Below are 17,025 nucleotides of genomic sequence, written 5' to 3' on the forward strand. Positions count from 1 at the left end.
TTTATTTGTTTCTTTTTTGCCAATCAATACTCTTTTACGCAGTAATCCTCGCTTGAGAGCAAAATGCCAACTCAAAAACAGCATCATCAATGCCCTTTGGTCAGGGTGGACTCGACTTTCAAACAGAGGCAATATACCAAGCGTTCCATGACTAAATAAGAGGAAAGACTAAAATGCAACAAGAGGTCTATTTTGCTGGTGGATGCTTGTGGGGCGTACAAGAGTTTTTCAAACACCTACCGGGGGTTGTCAATACCGAAGCGGGACGAGCCAATGGCACCAGTGACTCGACTCAAGCAGAGTACGATGGCTATGCAGAATGCGTCAAAACAGTATTCAATAGTGACGTTATTTCACTCGAGCAGCTCATCGGCCATTTGTTTGAAATCATCGACCCTTACAGCGTCAATCAGCAAGGACAAGATATTGGTGAAAAGTACCGAACGGGTATCTATAGTCATGACCAGCATCATATTGCCAAAGCCAAAGCGTATATTCTCAACCGACCAGATGCAGACAGGATTACCGTTGAAGTGCTAGCGCTCACCAACTACGTTAAAAGTGATGATGAACACCAAGACAGATTGACACGTTTTCCGAATGATTATTGTCATATCCCAATCGACCTGTTACACAAATATCGAGCTAAATAGCAGGCACGATGATTACCTTAAGAGTACTTATCGTGAGCTCTCGGCCATTGACTCTCTGCGCCGTCAACCGTTAGTGGCGACAGCTTTTTATCAGGCTTTGCATACTCGAGGCGAAACAAGCGCTGAGTCGTATGGTAACTATCAAGTCCACTGAGGGTGACTAAATCCATCGCTTCAACATCAAGATATCCATCCGCTTTTAATGCGTCAGAAGGAAGATGTATCTGTTCAACTTGGCCAATCACCATTTCAGTCTTGTTAACCTTAATCCTATGATGCTCTTTGAGAGTTAACGCCATTTTAAGCTCGCTCTCCAACACAAACGGGGCATCGAAACCGGTTTCGAACTGTGGGGTTAAGCCAACAGCATCAAATTCACTTTGTTGCTTAGCATAACGTGCTGAAGTTTGGTGCGCCAAAGGGGCAAAGTCAGCAGCAACCGAATTGAGGGTAAATACGCCAGTCTGGAGAATATTCTCTAAGGTATGACGCTCAACAGAATTGGGACGGTTGATAAACCCTAACAGCGGAGGGTTTGACCCAATATGAATGACAGAGCTGACTATCGAAAGATTTGTTTGCCCTTGCGCGTCAATAGTACCGACCAAGTTGGCACTTTTGAAACCGCTTAAGCTGTTAATAAGCCTCGCACGGTAGCGGCTCTCCATTTGTGCGAGCTGTTCACTGGTAAATTTGCGTTGTTGCATAGCTTTTCCCAATAAATAAAAAACAAGGGCAAAGCGCCTTGCTTTGCCCAAGATTAACCATAATGTTGTTCGAATTATTTAGGTAGTATCACGGTATCAATGACATGAATCACACCATTGCTCGCCTTGACATCTGTCGCTACAACATTGGCATTATCTACCATCACCTTGCCATTCATCACTTTGATCGTGATATCCTGACCTTGTACCGTGGTTGCTTTATCTAACTTGACAACATCCGCTGCCATAACTTTCCCAGCCACCACGTGATACGTCAACACAGCAATTAGCTTATCTTTATTTTCAGGCATCAGCAGTGACTCAACTGTGCCTTCGGGCAATTTGTCGAACGCATCATCAGTTGGAGCAAACACGGTAAACGGGCCTTCGCCTTTCAAGGTATCGACTAAACCTGCCGCCTTGACGGCTGCGACGAGTGTGTTGAACGAACCATTATCTGCAGCGACATCAACGATATCGGCTTTCATTCCATGGTCATGAGCTTGCACTGGTAGAACAAAAGCGAAAAGTGCAAATAGAGCGGTAACTAGCGACATTGTGTATTTAAACATGATTCCTTCCTTTGTTTTTTCAGGCCAAGCCCTGTTAGGCTTCGCGTTGACTCAAAACCTGTTACGCTGACTTGCGCACAATCGATCACCGACTTCGAAGACCAAGGAGTAAGTATCTTTGTTAGGGGCCTTTAAATACCCTTGGTGTTAATTGCAGTAACTAGGTTTGTTAAAATCGTGATGAGACGTCGATCATTGATCACTATGACGCTGTTTTAATGCACAAAAATCAGGTAATTTGATCGTTAACAATAACAATTACATCAGGGTGAGGCATGTTAGAACAAGTGGTCGGAATACTGTTCCCAGTCTTTGCATTAGTGACCGTTGGCTTTTGTGTGGGAAAGTGGCTCAAACCTGATTTTCAACCCATAAACCGTATTAACATGGACACCTTTACCCCTGCTCTGGTGTTCTCATCGCTTGTGTTAATGCCACTTGATACAGAACAAGTGCCTCTGCTCTCCGCCTCTTTTGTCGCGGTACTACTTCCTGGGTTAGTCATGATCCCATTGTGTAAGCTGTCTGGACTGAGTTTTAAAGCTTGGGCGCCACCCCACATGTTTCGCAACAGCGGTAACCTTGCCATTCCCCTTTTTACTTACACGTTTGGTGACAGTGCACTGGCTTCGGCGGTACTGCTGTTTGTTGTGTCGGCCTGTATTCATATTAGTCTAGGCCTTGCATTATTAAGTGAAGGTAACCCATTTAAGAAGATCATCAAAATGCCGATTTTCCTTGCCGCCATTGCCGCGTTAGTCATTAACCTTGGCGGATTTTCCGTGTGGACGCCGCTCTACGAAGCCACCGCGCTACTCGGGCAAGCTGCGGTCCCCGTCATGTTACTCTCACTCGGCGCTCAGATGTGTCATCTGCGTCTAAGTGGATTGAAAATCGGTTTACTCTGCACCTTGCAATCGTTATTAACTGGCGCCATTGCGTTTGCGGTTATCTATTGGTTTATTCCGCTGCCAACCTTGCAATTGCAAATGATGGTTCTGTTTACTATGCTGCCACCCGCGGTCATGAACTACCTGTTCGCAGAACGCTTTAATATTGAACCGGCGAAAGTCGCTTCGATGGTTCTGTTTGGTAATTTTTTTAGCATCTTAACCTTGCCACTATTGCTCGGATTTGCTTTGTCCTTGTAACCACTCTTCCGGATGAGTAAGCATGGTTTTTCCTTGGAAAGTTTCAGCACGAATATCTTTTGGGTTATAGATAGCGCATGAGTCCATCGATAAGCAACCGCAACCAATACAGCCACCGAGATCTTGTTGTAAGGCTTGCAGTTGCAAAATTCTGTGTTCTAACATCTGTTTCCAACCTGAAGCCATCTGTTCCCATTCTCGTCGACTCGGGGCCTTATGTTTGGGCAAATATGCTAACGACTGCACGATCTCTTCTAACGTTAATCCAACCTCTTGCGCAGCTTTAATCACAGCGATTCGGCGTAATACACTGCGATCATAACGACGCTGATTACCTTGATTACGCCAACTATGAATTAACCCTTTTTGCTCATAAAAATGCAGCGCAGATACTTTGACTCCAGCGCGCTTTGCCACCTCACCAACACTCAAATCCATATTTGTCCCTCGGTGTTAAACACCCTTTTCCTTAAGTTAACTTGAGCTTTTAGATTAACAGTAAGTGAGTAATTTTGCACAAGGAAAGCACAATAGGGGAAGAGACTGCGAAGCCAAATAACCGATAGCACTCAGCACTATTTGAGCGAAATATTTTGATAGTATTGGATTGGGTTATTAATGATTAGCACTTTTCTCTACTTCAGAGTCACATAGCTACAACATCAAAAAGGCGCTCAACGCGCCTTTGATTACCATATAGATTTTGGTTTAACTAAGCTTAAAACGCCTTACAATATCAGTGAGTGTTTGGTTCATCGTTGAAATGGTTTGCGCCTCTTCTAGCGCTTGCTGACCGTTGCTGTCTAGCTCACCAACGATATCGTTGATGGCCGACATGTTGCGACTAAGCTCTTGGGTAACGCTACTTTGCTCTTCTGCCGCAGTGGCAATTTGAGTACTGAGGTCATTAATATCGGTGACAAATTGAGCCATAACATCAAGACTTCCTGCCACTTCGCCAGCACCTTCAGCGGTTTGAGCACATTTCTGCTTGGTCGTCTCCATCGAACTCACAACTGACTGACTGCCACGTTGCAAACTCGCTAGCGCCGTTTCTATCTCTTCAGTGCTAGTCTTAGTACGGCTGGCCAAATTCCGAACTTCATCTGCAACTACCGCAAAACCTCGACCCTGTTCACCTGCACGCGCAGCTTCGATAGCAGCGTTGAGCGCAAGCAAGTTGGTTTGCTCGGCAATATCACCAATAACACCTAAGATGGTGTTGATATCATCCGTTTCTGACGCCATCTTATTAACATTTTCAGAGGCAGCACTTACATCGTCGACCAGTTCTTGCACGTTGGCTTGGGCTTGATTAACTGTTCGTTTTGACTCGTTGCTGGCCTCACTCGCTTTATTGGTCAACTCTGCCGTGTTAGCTGCGTCAGTTGCCATCGAGTCTGCCGTTGAATTCATCTCTTCAATAGCCGTTACCACTTGCTCTGTCTCTTGGACGTGGTTTTGTAATATGATGCTATTGCGTTGGCTTTGGTCCTTCATTCGGTCGACGTTTTCATTGAGATGATCCGTGACCTGACGAATTTCTAGCATCATAGATTGCAAACTTTCAATAAAGGCGTTAACCCCTTGAGAAATCTGCCCGAGATCATCGTTGGTTTTCACTTCAATTCTTTGGGTGAGATCGCCATTGCCTTGGCTCAAGCCAACAATAGTCTCTTTCAGCACCAAAATTGGACGATATAGTACACGGAGTATGATTAACGCTATTACGATACTGACAAAGGTAGCAATCAGAGCCGTGATCACTGCATTACGCTTGGCTGCGGAAAGTTCAGAAAATATGATCTCCTTGTCTAAGCCAACTAAAAGATACCAACTTTTATCCGCTACTTTAATTTTACGAGAGAAAAACAATTTCTCTTGGTTATTGATAGTCGACTCAAAATGGCTAGCCTCTTTGTCTACCACCTGCTTGACCGCGTTATTAAGCCATGCATAACGCTCAGCGTTATCACCAGCTTTCACATTTTGTATTGACGAGGCTAATATCGTGCCGTCATGATTGAGAATTATTGCCGTTTTCCCCGCAACCTCGTTGGCAGACTTAACAATCTCATTGAGAAAGCCCAATTGCATATCCGCCGAAATCATACCGCTAAAAGTTTTGCGTACGATCGACACCCAGAAAATGCTTGAGTCATCAGAATCTGCATACGGCTCTGTGACACTAGTGGATACAGCTTGACGCCCCGCCTGATACCAACTTTGAGTCGTGACATCACCGGCATATTTGTTGTTTGGCCAACTACTGCCTGTTTGGTTCCAGTAGGCATCACCATTGGTAAATGCTACCACTGAACTGTTTAAGTTCATCGCTGCTGCAATCGTATGTGTCATCATAATAAAGTCTTGCGGCCCTCCCTCGATAGGTGCGTTTTGAAAACGCTGGCCGAGTTTTTCTATCCCTGACACTTTCTGTTGTAAGCGGGTCGCGATTTGCTCTGCTTCCGCATCAACATAATTTCGGTTACTGTTAGTAATAAGATCGATCAAAACATCTCGCTCTTTTACATAAGCAACGTAACTTGATGACGATACCGACACCACCACTAAAGCGATAATTGAAATAAGCAGTAGTGTCTTAAATCCTAAGTTTCGCATCACTGATAATTCCTTATACAATATGTGCTAAAGACAATGCCTAAACGGCAATAGAGCCTGACTAAACTTTATAATTAAATTTGTAACTAAGTGTGGCCGTTAACTGGGAAAAATCCAGATCTAGCGTGGAACTATTGTTAATAAGTGATGTTGATGGTGTAAATAAACACTGATTACAAGGGAGATTACACAAGGGACAACATGCCGGACTTCACGGTCCAGTAGAGAATCGCCGCTTAAACGTCGATCCAATTTCATTTGGCGGGTGTGAGATTTCAGAAAGGCTAGAACTGACTTTCTACAACTTGGATCCAACCAAGTTTTTATACTATTAATACTGCTCCAAACATCTCTGTTCTAGCAATCAGAACTGGAGCTATGTTTATAAAAACTTCACTCTTTCATCAATGCACTCATAAGATCCCATTTCAAATTCGCGACATATCCAAGGCCTATTTTCGTAAATAGAGCACATCAGTGTTTCTCTGTCTAGAGCCGCACACCAACCATCATTTAATCGTCTCATTGTCTCGCCACCATATTGGTCACGTAAGATAAACTCTTCAGGTACGCCCGTGTCTGAAATAATCATAACTTCAAGACGACAACAGCACGCTTTGCAGTTTGAACACGAGACATCAGAGGGATAAGTGCTTTTAATTGGTATATTCATGGGTGATTAATTTTTACTAATTGGCTGTGATATCTTAAATCTAATATAACTATCTTAAACTGCTACAAGTCACGCGATTTTTGAACCAAAATACCTAAACTTACGGTGTGCATATTGGAGTTTGTCCGGTATCAAGTGAGAAACCAGCTCCTAGAACATGGGTTATCATATCCTAGGGGCTTAATTTGCCTTGCGAGAATACTAAGACTCTGATTCGTCGTCATTTGGGCGCAGTTGGCGTTGAAGTCCTAACAAAAAGTTTCGTAGCACTTGATCTTTGCATTCTCGATAGTGCTTGTTGTCAGGTTTACGGAAAAACGCACTGAGTTCATGCTTGCTTAAACGAAAATCGATAAGCTGTAACACATCAAGAATATCTTCGGCTTTCATGTTCAACGCAATTCGTAATTTTTGAAATACGATGTTATTGCTCAATTTATCTTCAGGCTTAGGCTGTTCACCTTCGCGTTTGCCACGTTTAAAATTGATAAAACCATTGAGAAATATCGCCAATTCAGTGTCGCTCAGTTCAACAAAAGATTCATCATCTTCTTTTTTAAGCCAGCCAGTGATCTGTACATCTGTCACATTCAGGTCGGCTAAAGAGAAGATTTCGCTCATTGCGTTATCTTTTAAATCAAATGTATAGCGTATACGGCGTAAAATATCATTATTGGTCAAAATAGTTCCTAGTCTTAGGTAAATCCAGTGCTATCAACGTGATTACTGGAAGACGTGGATTCTATCAGACATATGGTCAACCCCCTACCAATTGTGTCATTCGGCTAACTGGTATAACGCCGCGTTAAGTAGTGAGCAACATTGCCACCTAACCTAAACCATTGTGCCGTAAACACTAAATTCAAAGCAAACCGAAAATGCCTAGCGTTGCGAATCTGCCTTAAACGCCTTGTTAGTGTATTTCGCTTCATCACATTTCGTATAGATTCCGATTTTAGAGCTGTTAACAAATGTAATAAACATTTTTTAATAGCCTAGAGGACACTCTCCAATCCCAACAACTTCTAGTTGACAAAATGCATTGTAATAAACATGCAACATTCGTCCATTGACCGCTTGAACGTTAAAGTGAGCAATCATTCCGTTATTAATGCCACGCTCGTGCGCCCAAGGTTCAAACCCCTCATGCCATTGTCCTATAATTTGATATTGGCCTTGTTGGATTGGGGATAGATTTATTATTTGATTCAAAAGCTGAGGATCCACTGGGGTACCATTAGCGATACGCGGTTGTTGCCCCTGAGGGACAAAGACTGGTGCATCAACATCTAATCCTTGTGACGATTGCTGCTGTTGTTGCCACTGAGGGACAAAGACTGGTGCATCAGCATCTAACCCTTGTGACGATTGCTGCTGTTGTTGCCACTGAGGGACAAAGACTGGTGCATCAGCATCTAACCCTTGTGACGATTGCTGCTGTTGTTGCCACTGAGGGACAAAGACTGGTGCATCAGCATCTAACCCTTGTGACGATTGCTGCTGTTGTTGCCCCTGAGGGGCAAAGGCTGGATTTTCTTCGCCGCTAGCTTGCGCAGCATCAACTGAAACCGAACTGGAGCCGACTAAGACATTAGAGTTTGGTAGGCAACCACAGTCAACATAATCCCCTATTCTTGCCGCTGGCCCTGCCGGTAAATTTGCATCCCTTGGGCCAACAGGCACAATAGGACCACTTCCATTACATTTCTTACAAGTGGCTTGATGATCTATTGAACTGGCAACAAGGCCATTGAACTGAATGCCTGCATTTCCCTCTACAACTTCACCACCTGTAGAGGTTTTTGTACCTATACCAACACTGTACATACTTATATTTCTTTTTTGAGATAAATATGCAAGCAGTATAACGGATTGGAATCACACGCTTTTCACAGAGAGTCACACTATCCGGTCTATTGACAAAATTTTGATATTTTCGATTAAACTAGTGTACCCCACGAAAAGTGGACACAACATAACTACACACTTTCAAACGCAACTGGACTTACGTAGCCCAACGCTGAGTGCTTTCTATTTCGATTGTAATAGATCTCGATGTATTCAAAGATCCCCATTCGAGCTTCTTCGATATTCTGGTAATCTTCTGCATATATCAGCTCGACTTTCAGTCGACTGTAAAACGACTCCATCACCGCATTATCCCAGCAGTTGCCCTTACGGCTCATGCTCGGCACGCCACCATGCTTACGCATGAAGTCCTGATAGTCATGTGCTCTGTATTGTACACCACGGTCTGAATGGATTATGACGCCCTTAGACGGCTTACGTGACTTAAACGCCATTTTCAGGGCATTCGTAATCAGTTGAACCGTCATCGTCGTATCTAACGACCAACCAACAATACGGCGTGAATGCAAGTCCAGAACCGTCGCTAGGTAGAGCCAACGGCTCTTCACCCAGATGTACGTAATGTCCGTCACCCATTTTTGATTAGGGCGCGCTGCTTCAAAGTCTCTACGTAATAAATTATCAGCTACATTCGTCATCGCGGCAACATCCTTAGTGTATTTGAACCCTTTACCGTTGCGCGCTTTGATACCCTTTTCTTTCATAATATCAGTAACATAGTTAACGCAACAGGCATACCCTGCTTCGTTCAACTCATCGGTAATTCGCACAGAACCATAACGAGCACGATGCTTTGCAAAGGTGCACATGACTAACTGTTCAAAACGGCACCGCCGCTTTGAGCGTTCACTTAGCTCTCGATTCAACCACTTGTAATAACCACTTGGCGATACATCAAGGGCGTGACACATATGGGTAACTTTGTATTCCCCAACATAACTTTCGATATACTCGTACTTCACTCTTGGTTCTTCGCGAAGTACGCCGACACCTTTTTTAGGAATTCCATCTCATCACGTAGACGCTTGTTCTCGCGCCTTAGCGCTCGGAGTTCTTCGGACTCTTTCTTCGAATAATCGACACCGTCTAAGGTGTTAAACTGTTTATCAGATAGGCGTGTGAACTGGCGCTTCCAGTTCCGGATTTGCTGGGCACTGATGCCCAGTTCCTTAGCAACGGAGACTGCTGTTCGGCCAGGAAGACTGGCCAGGCGCACTGCTTCTTTGCGGAACTCTTCGGTGTACGCTGGATTACGATGTTTAGCCATAAATCACCTCTCAATTAGACCCTAGATCTAACTTAGTAAAGTGTCTACTAAACGTGGGGTACTCGATCAGCTAACGCCGCATTAAGGTGTGAGCAACGCCACCACGAAACCCAACCATGCCACCGTAAACACAAAACCCAACGATGGAATGAAAAATGCCAAGCGTTGGGAATCACTCTTAAATGCTTTGTTAGCATTATTTTTTCTTAGGCTTATCTTTTGAACTAGTAACTATGTGGCGGGTGTCATTTTTTATTGGCTGTGGAGGCTTTGGCATTGGTGGTTTTTTGGGTTGAGTCATAAATGCTCCTTAAAAGTAAAAATTTAGTGAGAACACAACAAACGAAACACAAGTTAGTGCTGCAGATACAATAGCCATTATCGAGGCTATCCGTAACTTAACTCCTCGCCCATGGTTTGTTGTACTACCTTGATTACATGCAATATCAACTTTGGAAAGAATATTGCTCAGTTCCGTTTCATATACAAACGAGTTCCCATCCTCCCAGTTTTTATAAGCACTTTCTGTGTAGTCCGCCCAACTATTTGTATATAGCTTCGAGTAATTCCCAATGGACGGGATAGCTAATGCAGCAAACGTAAAAGCGATAGCTCCAGCAACAACAGCCGCAATTGCAAAAAACCAACAAGCTGCTAGCGCACTAACTTTCGCGTTTTCACCAGACAATGAAGAATGAAACCAATCTATTAAAGCAAAGTCGAAACCTATAAGTACAACGAGAAGCCAGAGAATTGTTCGGCTAACCACAACTTGATGACGATTTATATCAACTAACTGAACGTAATACTCTTTCTCGGCTAAAGTAAGGACTTTCTCGAGAGTCTTTGCATAACCGTCTGAATCATATTGAACTTCATCTTCCAATCGTATTATCTCCAAATAATGCTAACGCCCAATTAAGTAGCCCGAAACGCACTGACTCACTTCCCGCATTACTCCATAAACACGAAACCCAACGCAAACCCAAAATGCTAAGCGTTGAGGGTCTGCTTGAATTGTTTGTTAGGCTACTATACCTGCGAACTCTTCAGAAGCCATAACTGGTACAAATTCCGTAATAATGTAACTTACTGCACCACTTGCAACGAATGGGTCAGACTCTAATACTTCAAGTAGCGACTCTTTCGTTCGATGTGCTGAAACTAAGATGCCGCCAGTTCTAGGTACTTTTCTACCTCCGAACATCAATAAACCAGACTCATACTGACCTTCCAAATATTTTTTATGTTGCTCCGTCAACTCCGGAGTAATTCTACTCATATCAGTAAAATTCATATCAACTAAGTACATAACTGCCTCGCTTTGTTAGATGGTTAGTTGTAAAATGCTACTTATTTCGTAGCAAACTATATCGCTACTTATTTAGAAGCACAAGAGTTATGAAAACACCACTACCAAAGAAAGTTGTTCGAGGCTCAAGTTCAGGTGTCGCTATTATGGCTGCATTTGATCTGCTCGGTACAAAGTGGAATATGAGAATATTATGGGAACTGAGGTCAAAACCTCTGAGTTTTAGGGGGCTACAAAGCCAGTGCAACGGAATGTCACCATCGGTTTTGAACAATAGGATTAAACAACTATCAGAAGCAAGGCTCATTTACACCTCTGAGGAGGGCTACCAACTAACAGAGCTAGGTTACTCCCTTATGCAAACCCTTGATCCTTTGAGAGAGTGGGCTTCTTCTTGGGAAGATGCACTACAACAGTAGCCTAACGCCCAATTAAGGGGTGAACAACGCTACCAACTAACCTAAAGCATTGTGCCATAAACACTAAATTTGAAGTAGAAGCAAAAATGCCGAGCGTTGTGAATCCCTCTTAAATTGCTTGTTATAAGCGTGTTTCGTTTTACCACGTTCTATCTAAATCTTCTGCGTATAAAGAAATGGCTCGCTGATACTCTTTAATTGCATCACTGTTCGTGGTTGATACTAAAAGATCGAGTAATAATGATGTTGCTTCTTTATGACGTCCCAAGTTGTAAAGACACATGGCATAGAAAGGCTGAACTTCAATAGAACTAGGATACTCTATTAGAGTTTGCTCAAAATAGCTTAACGCCTCCGAATACATGCCCAGACTTCGATAGGTACTCGCTAGCCCGAACAAAGCATCAAACCTTTCTTCCGATGATAAGAGACCTGAAAGAGATGACTGATAATGAGTAATCGCTTCTTGCTCTTTACCTTCGTTGTCGTATGACCAAGCAATTTGCAAGTGAGCTTTAGCAGAATAAGTTTCATCGTTTAGCAGCGTTTTTAGCAAAGCTCTCGACTCTTGATACTTATCCTGTTTCCGCAATTCAATTGCTTGTTTGATGATGCTTTCCATAATTTTCCTCAAAGCTTATAACGCCCAATTAAGTAGCCCGAAACGCCCTGGCTGACTTTCTGCATGACGCCGTAAACACAAAATTCAACGCAAACCAAAAGTGCTAAGCGTTGAGGGTCTGCTTGAATTGTTTGTTATGTTTTACCACAAATGACTGATTTATTTGGCAAAGAACAGCTTTGTTGACCGCATTTCAAGAAGTCAGTCACACGCTCAAACTCACTTGGCCGCCAAAGGTACGAAACACCAAGCGCATAAGTCCACTTCCCTGCCCAATGAGGCAACCCGACTTCGCCTCAACAAGCGCCCTCTCTTTCCAACCACAGCGCAGAACAATGGCAAATTGCCGAGGCAACTGCCAAGCTAGCATGCTATTTGGCAAATACGCTGAAAGCGACTTAGAGCCAGCGGCACTTAAAACCAGCCGCCACGACCTGATAATGAAGCAACCCACGAATATTGGCATGTTTTATAGGTTGAGAGATTCAAGAATTTAGGCCGACAATGCGGATTTGCTGAAGTACTCAAACGAGCAGCCAAAGGGACAAAGAACATAGATCGAAGAAGTTTTAAGCCACTGAAATACAAGTAAACATAACGCCGCGTTAAGTAGTGAGCAACACTGCCACCCAACCTAAAGCATTGTGCCATAAACACTAAATTCAAAGAAAACCAAAAATGCTTGGCGTTGCGAATCTGCCTTAAACGCCTTGTTAGTTGCCATTCTAAACCGATAATTTCCAGTTCATTTCCACTTTGCCAACACCGTTTTTGAGCGCGTTAAAAAACTCAAATCAGGCGCAGTTTCAAAGCGCCTGTCACTGAAACCACTTGGAAGTAGCAACGCCGTAGAAAGCTAGCTAAAAGCACCAAATAGACCTTTTGGGAAGACAATGTCACAAAGCTCACTTTCAACGAGTACATTCGCGTCTGAAACGGCAAAACAAAACCACAACATTCAAAATCGAACACAATTTCAGCAAACCACATCCAGACAAAATCGAGCAAAACTGAAAATTTCATTAGCCCTAAATTTTCTGCCTTAGTTTCGTTTTTACCACTGGCAACTAACGCTGCGTTAAGGTGTGACAAGCGTTTGCCATACTTGAGCGAAGCGAAACCGGCAAGCGTTTGGAATCACTCTTAAACGCTTTGTTAGTTGCCCTTACCTTATGTCAGTGCTAACATTTGTACACACGCAAGTTTAGGAGCAACTCATGGATACTAGAATTCAATTTCGCGTTGATGACGAAATTAAACGCTTAGCTCAGCAAATGGCTGAGAGCCAAGGTCGCACACTCAGCGATGCTTGCCGTGAACTCACAGAGCAAATGGCAGAGCAACAAAGAAAAACATTATCTCATGACGCTTGGTTAACTGAACAAGTAAACTTAGCATTTGAGAAGTTTGACTCAGGAAAAGCTTCATTCGTCGACCATGAAACAGCAAAAACGAGAATGGCTGAACGAAAGGCTAAAATTCGCAGCCGAGGTCAGCAATGATTTTATGGGAAGAAGAGTCGTTAAATGATCGTGAGAAGATCTTTGAGTTTCTTTACGACTTTAATCCTGACGTCGCTGAAAAAACTGACGAAATCATTCAAGCTAAAGTAGAAAGTTTACTTGAACAACCTTTAATGGGTGTTCAACGTGACGGCATTCGAGGCCGGCTACTCATTATCCCCGATATTTCAATGATCGTTTCCTACTGGGTTGAAGGCTCATTAATTCGCGTAATGCGAGTTCTACACCAGAAGCAAAAATTCCCCATCGATTGACTATGTCCGGTGGGCAAACTAACGCTGCGTTAAGTAGTGAGCAACATTACCACCTAACCTAAACCATTGTGCCGTAAACACTAAATTCAAAGCAAACCAAAAATGCCTAGCGTTGCGAATCTGCCTTAAACGCTTTGTTATAACCGTTTTTCCATGCGTAAAAGACCCCAAACCTCACCGTCGAAAGAACGAGAGCCATTTTCATGCGATGTCACGGTAAAACCAAGAGACTCATAGCAACTTCTCGCAACTATGTTTCGTTCAAATACGGCTAGTGATAGCAAGCTAGCGCTGTATTTTTCTTTTGCTAGCTCGACTAACTGACCAAGCATGAGCTTTGAAATGCCCTTTCCACGAAAGCTGTCCGAAACAAATACGCGGCAAATTCTAAAGTGTGACACTGAAACTTTGAATAGTTCAACATAGCCAGCACTCTGACCTGCAACAACGAAGATAAAGGGAAACACTTGTGCTTGAGAACAATGTTTAGAAATTTGCACTGAATCCAATGGAAACTCAAAGTTTGGACCACCCCATTGATAATTCAATTTATTCGAGTCGATCCACCCGATAAGCAGGTCATGGTCTTCTTTTTGAAATGTTCTAAGTTCCATTTTTCCCTCTAAGGTTATAACGCCCAATTAAGTAGCCCGAAACGCCCTGGCTAACTTTCCGCATTGCTCTGCAACACGAAATTCAACGCAAACCAAAAGTGCTAAGCGTTGAGGGTCTGCTTGAATTGTTTGTTATGTGCCAGATATTAGACTAAGAAATCTAGCTCTTCTGACGCCTTCGTTGGCACGATTTCTGTCACTTCATAGCTTGCTAAACCTTCTCGGTGAAAAGGGTCTTGAGCGATTACGTCATTCAGCTTGTTTCGGTCGCCAATAGTGGAAATGATGACACCACCAGTTCTTGGTTCTTTGCGCCCGGATAAAATAAAATGACCTCTTGCATATTGCTCATTGAGATAATCCACATGCTCAGGGATAAAAGCATCTACTTTCTCTAGAGGCACTTGATAAGTCAAAGAGATGATAAACATACATAATCCTTATATCTTTTACGATGAAACACAGTGGCACTGGTGTACCCCACGAAAAGTGGACACAACATAACTACACACTTTCGAACTCAGCTGGACTCACATAGCCCAACGCTGAGTGCTTTCTATTTCGATTGTAATAGATCTCGATATATTCGAAGATCCCCATTCGAGCTTCCTCTATATCTTGGTAGTCTTCTGCATATATCAGCTCGACTTTCAGTCGACTGTAGAAGGACTCCATCACCGCATTATCCCAACAATTGCCTTTGCGGCTCATGCTCGGCACACCTCCATGCTTACGCATGAAGTCCTGATAATCATGTGCTCTATATTGTACACCACGGTCTGAGTGGATTATGACGCCCTTAGGCGGCTTACGTGACTTAAACGCCATTTTCAGTGCATTCGTAATGAGTTGAACCGTCATCGTTGTATCTAGCGACCAACCAACAATACGCCTCGAATGCAGATCTTGTACCGTGGCTAGGTAGAGCCAACGCCTCTTCACCCAGATGTATGTAATGTCAGTCACCCATTTCTGATTAGGGCTCTTTGCTTCGAAGTCTCTTCTTAACAAATTATCCGCCACATTAGTCATCGCTGCCACATCCTTAGTGTATTTGAACCCTATCCCATTACGTGCTTTGATACCCTTTTCTTTCATGATATCAGCAATATAGTTGACGCAGCAGGCATAGCCTGCTTGATTCAGCTCATCGGTGATTCGAACTGAACCATAGCGAGCACGATGCTTCGCAAAGGTACACATGACTAACTGCTCAAAGCGGCATCGACGCTTTGAACGCTCACTCGGCTCTCGATTTAACCATTTGTAATAACCACTCGGCGAAACGTCCAAGGCGTGGCACATATGAGTGATTTTGTATTCCCCAACATAGCTCTCGATATACTCGTACTTCACTCTTGGTTCTTCGCGAAGTACGCCGACACCTTTTTTAGGAATTCCATCTCATCACGTAGACGCTTGTTCTCGCGCCTTAGCGCTCGGAGTTCTTCGGACTCTTTCTTCGAATAATCGACACCGTCTAAGGTGTTAAACTGTTTATCAGATAGGCGTGTGAACTGGCGCTTCCAGTTCCGGATTTGCTGGGCACTGATGCCCAGTTCCTTAGCAACGGAGACTGCTGTTCGGCCAGGAAGACTGGCCAGGCGCACTGCTTCTTTGCGGAACTCTTCGGTGTACGCTGGATTACGATGTTTAGCCATAAATCACCTCTCAATTAGACCCTAGATCTAACTTAGTAAAGTGTCTACTAAACGTGGGGTACTCGAAAACATAACGCCCAATTAAGTAGCCCGAAACGCACAGCGATAGTATCTGCATAGTGCCGTAACCACTGATATTACTGCAAACTGAAAATGCCAAGCGTTGAGGGTCTGCTTAAATTGTTTGTTATGTTTTACCACAAGCGCGGACTGATTTGGCAATGAACTTCGACGCATAATGAGATTTCGGAGTGTCGTCACACGATGACTGAGCTTGGCCGACAAGTGCGACAGTTTTAAGGCGCGTATTACCACTTCCCTTGCCAATGAGGCAACACGACGAAGCTACAACAAATACCCTCGTGTTTTCCAACCACAGCGCAGGACAAGGTAGAATTGCCGACCTCAATGGCTGATTGGATAAGCTAATTGGCAATGACTTGATAAGCGCAAGATTACGGACAAAACACAAGCGAAACAGTTTGAGTGTTGGTTACTTTGGACTTGAATGAGGCAAGTTCACAGAATAAAAAAGCGCCATCGGATAAGTGTCCAACCGTAGCGCACACGGAACTCAAGTTGCCGAAGGAGAAGAAGTAGGAGAGGGCTAAACTAAGATTAACTCTATGATTTTTTTGATTAAACATAACGCCGCGTTAAGTAGTGAGCAACATTGCCACCTAACCTAAACCATTGTGCCGTAAACACTAAATTCAAAGCAAACCGAAAATGCCTAGCGTTGCGAATCTGCCTTAAACGCCTTGTTAGTTGCCATTCTACACCTTTGATTCCAGTTCATTTCCACTTTGCCAACACCGATTTTGAACGCGTTGAAAAACTCAAATCAGGCGCAGTTTCAAAGCGCCTGTCACTGAAACCACTTGGAATTTACAACGTCGCAGAAAACTGGCTAAAAATACCCAATAAACCTTTTGGAAAGACAATGCCACAAAGCTGACTTTCAACGTGTAAATTAGCGTCTGAAACGGCAAAACAAAACCACAACATTAAATATCGAACACAATTTCAGCAAACCACAACCAGACAAAAATCGAGCAAAGCTGAAAATTTCATTAGCCCTAAATTTTCTGCCTTAGCTGTGTTTT

At 43.4% G+C, this 17,025-nt stretch carries 21 protein-coding genes; 5 read left to right on the forward strand and 16 right to left on the reverse strand.

Going from position 1 to position 17,025, the window contains the following annotated elements:
* The first annotated feature begins 173 nt into the window (after positions 1–173).
* Entirely contained in the window at positions 174–653 is a 480-nt protein-coding gene (locus ViNHUV68_RS20070) for a peptide-methionine (S)-S-oxide reductase (protein ID WP_038176001.1), read from the forward strand.
* Between the two features lie 17 nt (positions 654–670).
* Here ViNHUV68_RS20070 and ViNHUV68_RS20075 read toward each other — a convergent pair whose 3' ends face one another.
* Positions 671–1,360 carry a flavin reductase gene (locus tag ViNHUV68_RS20075; RefSeq protein WP_391090940.1) on the reverse strand — a complete coding sequence of 230 codons (690 nt, stop codon included), beginning with the start codon at positions 1,358–1,360 and terminating at the stop codon, positions 671–673.
* A gap of 74 nt (positions 1,361–1,434) precedes the next feature.
* Positions 1,435–1,917, reverse strand: coding sequence for a fasciclin domain-containing protein (locus ViNHUV68_RS20080; RefSeq protein WP_391091880.1), 483 nt, complete (start codon positions 1,915–1,917; stop codon positions 1,435–1,437).
* Positions 1,918–2,207: 290 nt separating this feature from the next.
* Between ViNHUV68_RS20080 and ViNHUV68_RS20085 the strand changes: the two genes are divergently transcribed.
* Positions 2,208–3,083 (forward strand): AEC family transporter, encoded by an 876-nt coding sequence (locus ViNHUV68_RS20085; protein ID WP_391090942.1) that lies wholly within the window; start codon positions 2,208–2,210, stop codon positions 3,081–3,083.
* Here the strand turns inward: ViNHUV68_RS20085 and soxR are convergent.
* The 9 genes from soxR to ViNHUV68_RS20130 all read right to left on the reverse strand — a co-directional run bounded on the left by soxR (position 3,054) and on the right by ViNHUV68_RS20130 (position 10,826).
* A complete protein-coding gene (gene soxR / locus ViNHUV68_RS20090; protein ID WP_391090944.1) occupies positions 3,054–3,521 on the reverse strand; it encodes a redox-sensitive transcriptional activator SoxR in 468 nt (155 codons plus the stop codon). The two genes, ViNHUV68_RS20085 and soxR, sit on opposite strands and share 30 nt — an antisense overlap.
* Positions 3,522–3,791: 270 nt before the next feature.
* Entirely contained in the window at positions 3,792–5,705 is a 1,914-nt protein-coding gene (locus ViNHUV68_RS20095; protein WP_391091881.1) for a methyl-accepting chemotaxis protein, read from the reverse strand.
* Positions 5,706–6,087: 382 nt separating this feature from the next.
* Positions 6,088–6,378, reverse strand: coding sequence for a YkgJ family cysteine cluster protein (locus ViNHUV68_RS20100; RefSeq protein ID WP_084185996.1), 291 nt, complete (start codon positions 6,376–6,378; stop codon positions 6,088–6,090).
* Positions 6,379–6,579: 201 nt separating this feature from the next.
* The gene (locus ViNHUV68_RS20105) at positions 6,580–7,059 is read right to left on the reverse strand and encodes a DUF1456 family protein (RefSeq protein ID WP_038176010.1); all 480 of its coding nucleotides are present in this window, start codon (positions 7,057–7,059) and stop codon (positions 6,580–6,582) included.
* A 306-nt stretch (positions 7,060–7,365) separates the two neighbouring features.
* On the reverse strand, positions 7,366–8,205 hold the full coding sequence (locus tag ViNHUV68_RS20110; protein ID WP_391090947.1) for a PAAR domain-containing protein: 840 nt from the start codon (positions 8,203–8,205) through the stop codon (positions 7,366–7,368).
* Between the two features lie 152 nt (positions 8,206–8,357).
* Positions 8,358–9,209, reverse strand: coding sequence for an IS3 family transposase (locus tag ViNHUV68_RS20115; protein ID WP_391090949.1), 852 nt, complete (start codon positions 9,207–9,209; stop codon positions 8,358–8,360).
* Positions 9,206–9,514 (reverse strand): transposase, encoded by a 309-nt coding sequence (locus tag ViNHUV68_RS20120; protein WP_038887895.1) that lies wholly within the window; start codon positions 9,512–9,514, stop codon positions 9,206–9,208. The genes ViNHUV68_RS20115 and ViNHUV68_RS20120 overlap by 4 nt, the downstream gene beginning before the upstream one ends.
* A gap of 310 nt (positions 9,515–9,824) precedes the next feature.
* Entirely contained in the window at positions 9,825–10,400 is a 576-nt protein-coding gene (locus tag ViNHUV68_RS20125; protein WP_258428509.1) for a hypothetical protein, read from the reverse strand.
* A 138-nt stretch (positions 10,401–10,538) separates the two neighbouring features.
* A complete protein-coding gene (locus ViNHUV68_RS20130) occupies positions 10,539–10,826 on the reverse strand; it encodes a YciI family protein (protein ID WP_391090951.1) in 288 nt (95 codons plus the stop codon).
* Positions 10,827–11,008: 182 nt separating this feature from the next.
* Here ViNHUV68_RS20130 and ViNHUV68_RS20135 point away from each other — a divergent pair, with 182 nt between their 5' ends.
* Positions 11,009–11,245: a winged helix-turn-helix transcriptional regulator gene (locus tag ViNHUV68_RS20135; RefSeq protein ID WP_391091882.1), complete on the forward strand. Its 237-nt coding sequence runs from the start codon at positions 11,009–11,011 to the stop codon at positions 11,243–11,245.
* Positions 11,246–11,384: 139 nt separating this feature from the next.
* Here ViNHUV68_RS20135 and ViNHUV68_RS20140 read toward each other — a convergent pair whose 3' ends face one another.
* A complete protein-coding gene (locus tag ViNHUV68_RS20140; RefSeq protein ID WP_391090953.1) occupies positions 11,385–11,867 on the reverse strand; it encodes a tetratricopeptide repeat protein in 483 nt (160 codons plus the stop codon).
* Between the two features lie 1,217 nt (positions 11,868–13,084).
* Between ViNHUV68_RS20140 and ViNHUV68_RS20145 the strand changes: the two genes are divergently transcribed.
* Together ViNHUV68_RS20145 and ViNHUV68_RS20150 are read left to right on the forward strand one after the other, a co-directional pair.
* On the forward strand, positions 13,085–13,369 hold the full coding sequence (locus tag ViNHUV68_RS20145; protein ID WP_038177585.1) for a type II toxin-antitoxin system RelB/DinJ family antitoxin: 285 nt from the start codon (positions 13,085–13,087) through the stop codon (positions 13,367–13,369).
* Positions 13,366–13,644 (forward strand): type II toxin-antitoxin system mRNA interferase toxin, RelE/StbE family, encoded by a 279-nt coding sequence (locus tag ViNHUV68_RS20150; protein WP_038177584.1) that lies wholly within the window; start codon positions 13,366–13,368, stop codon positions 13,642–13,644. The genes ViNHUV68_RS20145 and ViNHUV68_RS20150 overlap by 4 nt, the downstream gene beginning before the upstream one ends.
* Before the next feature lie 137 nt (positions 13,645–13,781).
* Here ViNHUV68_RS20150 and ViNHUV68_RS20155 read toward each other — a convergent pair whose 3' ends face one another.
* From ViNHUV68_RS20155 to ViNHUV68_RS20170, 4 genes are all read right to left on the reverse strand, one after another.
* Positions 13,782–14,258 (reverse strand): GNAT family N-acetyltransferase, encoded by a 477-nt coding sequence (locus ViNHUV68_RS20155; RefSeq protein WP_391090956.1) that lies wholly within the window; start codon positions 14,256–14,258, stop codon positions 13,782–13,784.
* Positions 14,259–14,404: 146 nt separating this feature from the next.
* A complete protein-coding gene (locus tag ViNHUV68_RS20160) occupies positions 14,405–14,689 on the reverse strand; it encodes a YciI family protein (protein WP_391090958.1) in 285 nt (94 codons plus the stop codon).
* A gap of 73 nt (positions 14,690–14,762) precedes the next feature.
* A complete protein-coding gene (locus ViNHUV68_RS20165) occupies positions 14,763–15,614 on the reverse strand; it encodes an IS3 family transposase (RefSeq protein WP_391090960.1) in 852 nt (283 codons plus the stop codon).
* Positions 15,611–15,919, reverse strand: a complete 309-nt coding sequence (locus tag ViNHUV68_RS20170) for a transposase (protein WP_038887895.1) — start codon at positions 15,917–15,919, stop codon at positions 15,611–15,613. The genes ViNHUV68_RS20165 and ViNHUV68_RS20170 overlap by 4 nt, the downstream gene beginning before the upstream one ends.
* Positions 15,920–17,025: the final 1,106 nt, after the last annotated feature.

Origin of the sequence: Vibrio sp. NH-UV-68, from assembly GCF_042940635.1 — a bacterium.
Lineage (GTDB): Bacteria > Pseudomonadota > Gammaproteobacteria > Enterobacterales > Vibrionaceae > Vibrio > Vibrio pacinii.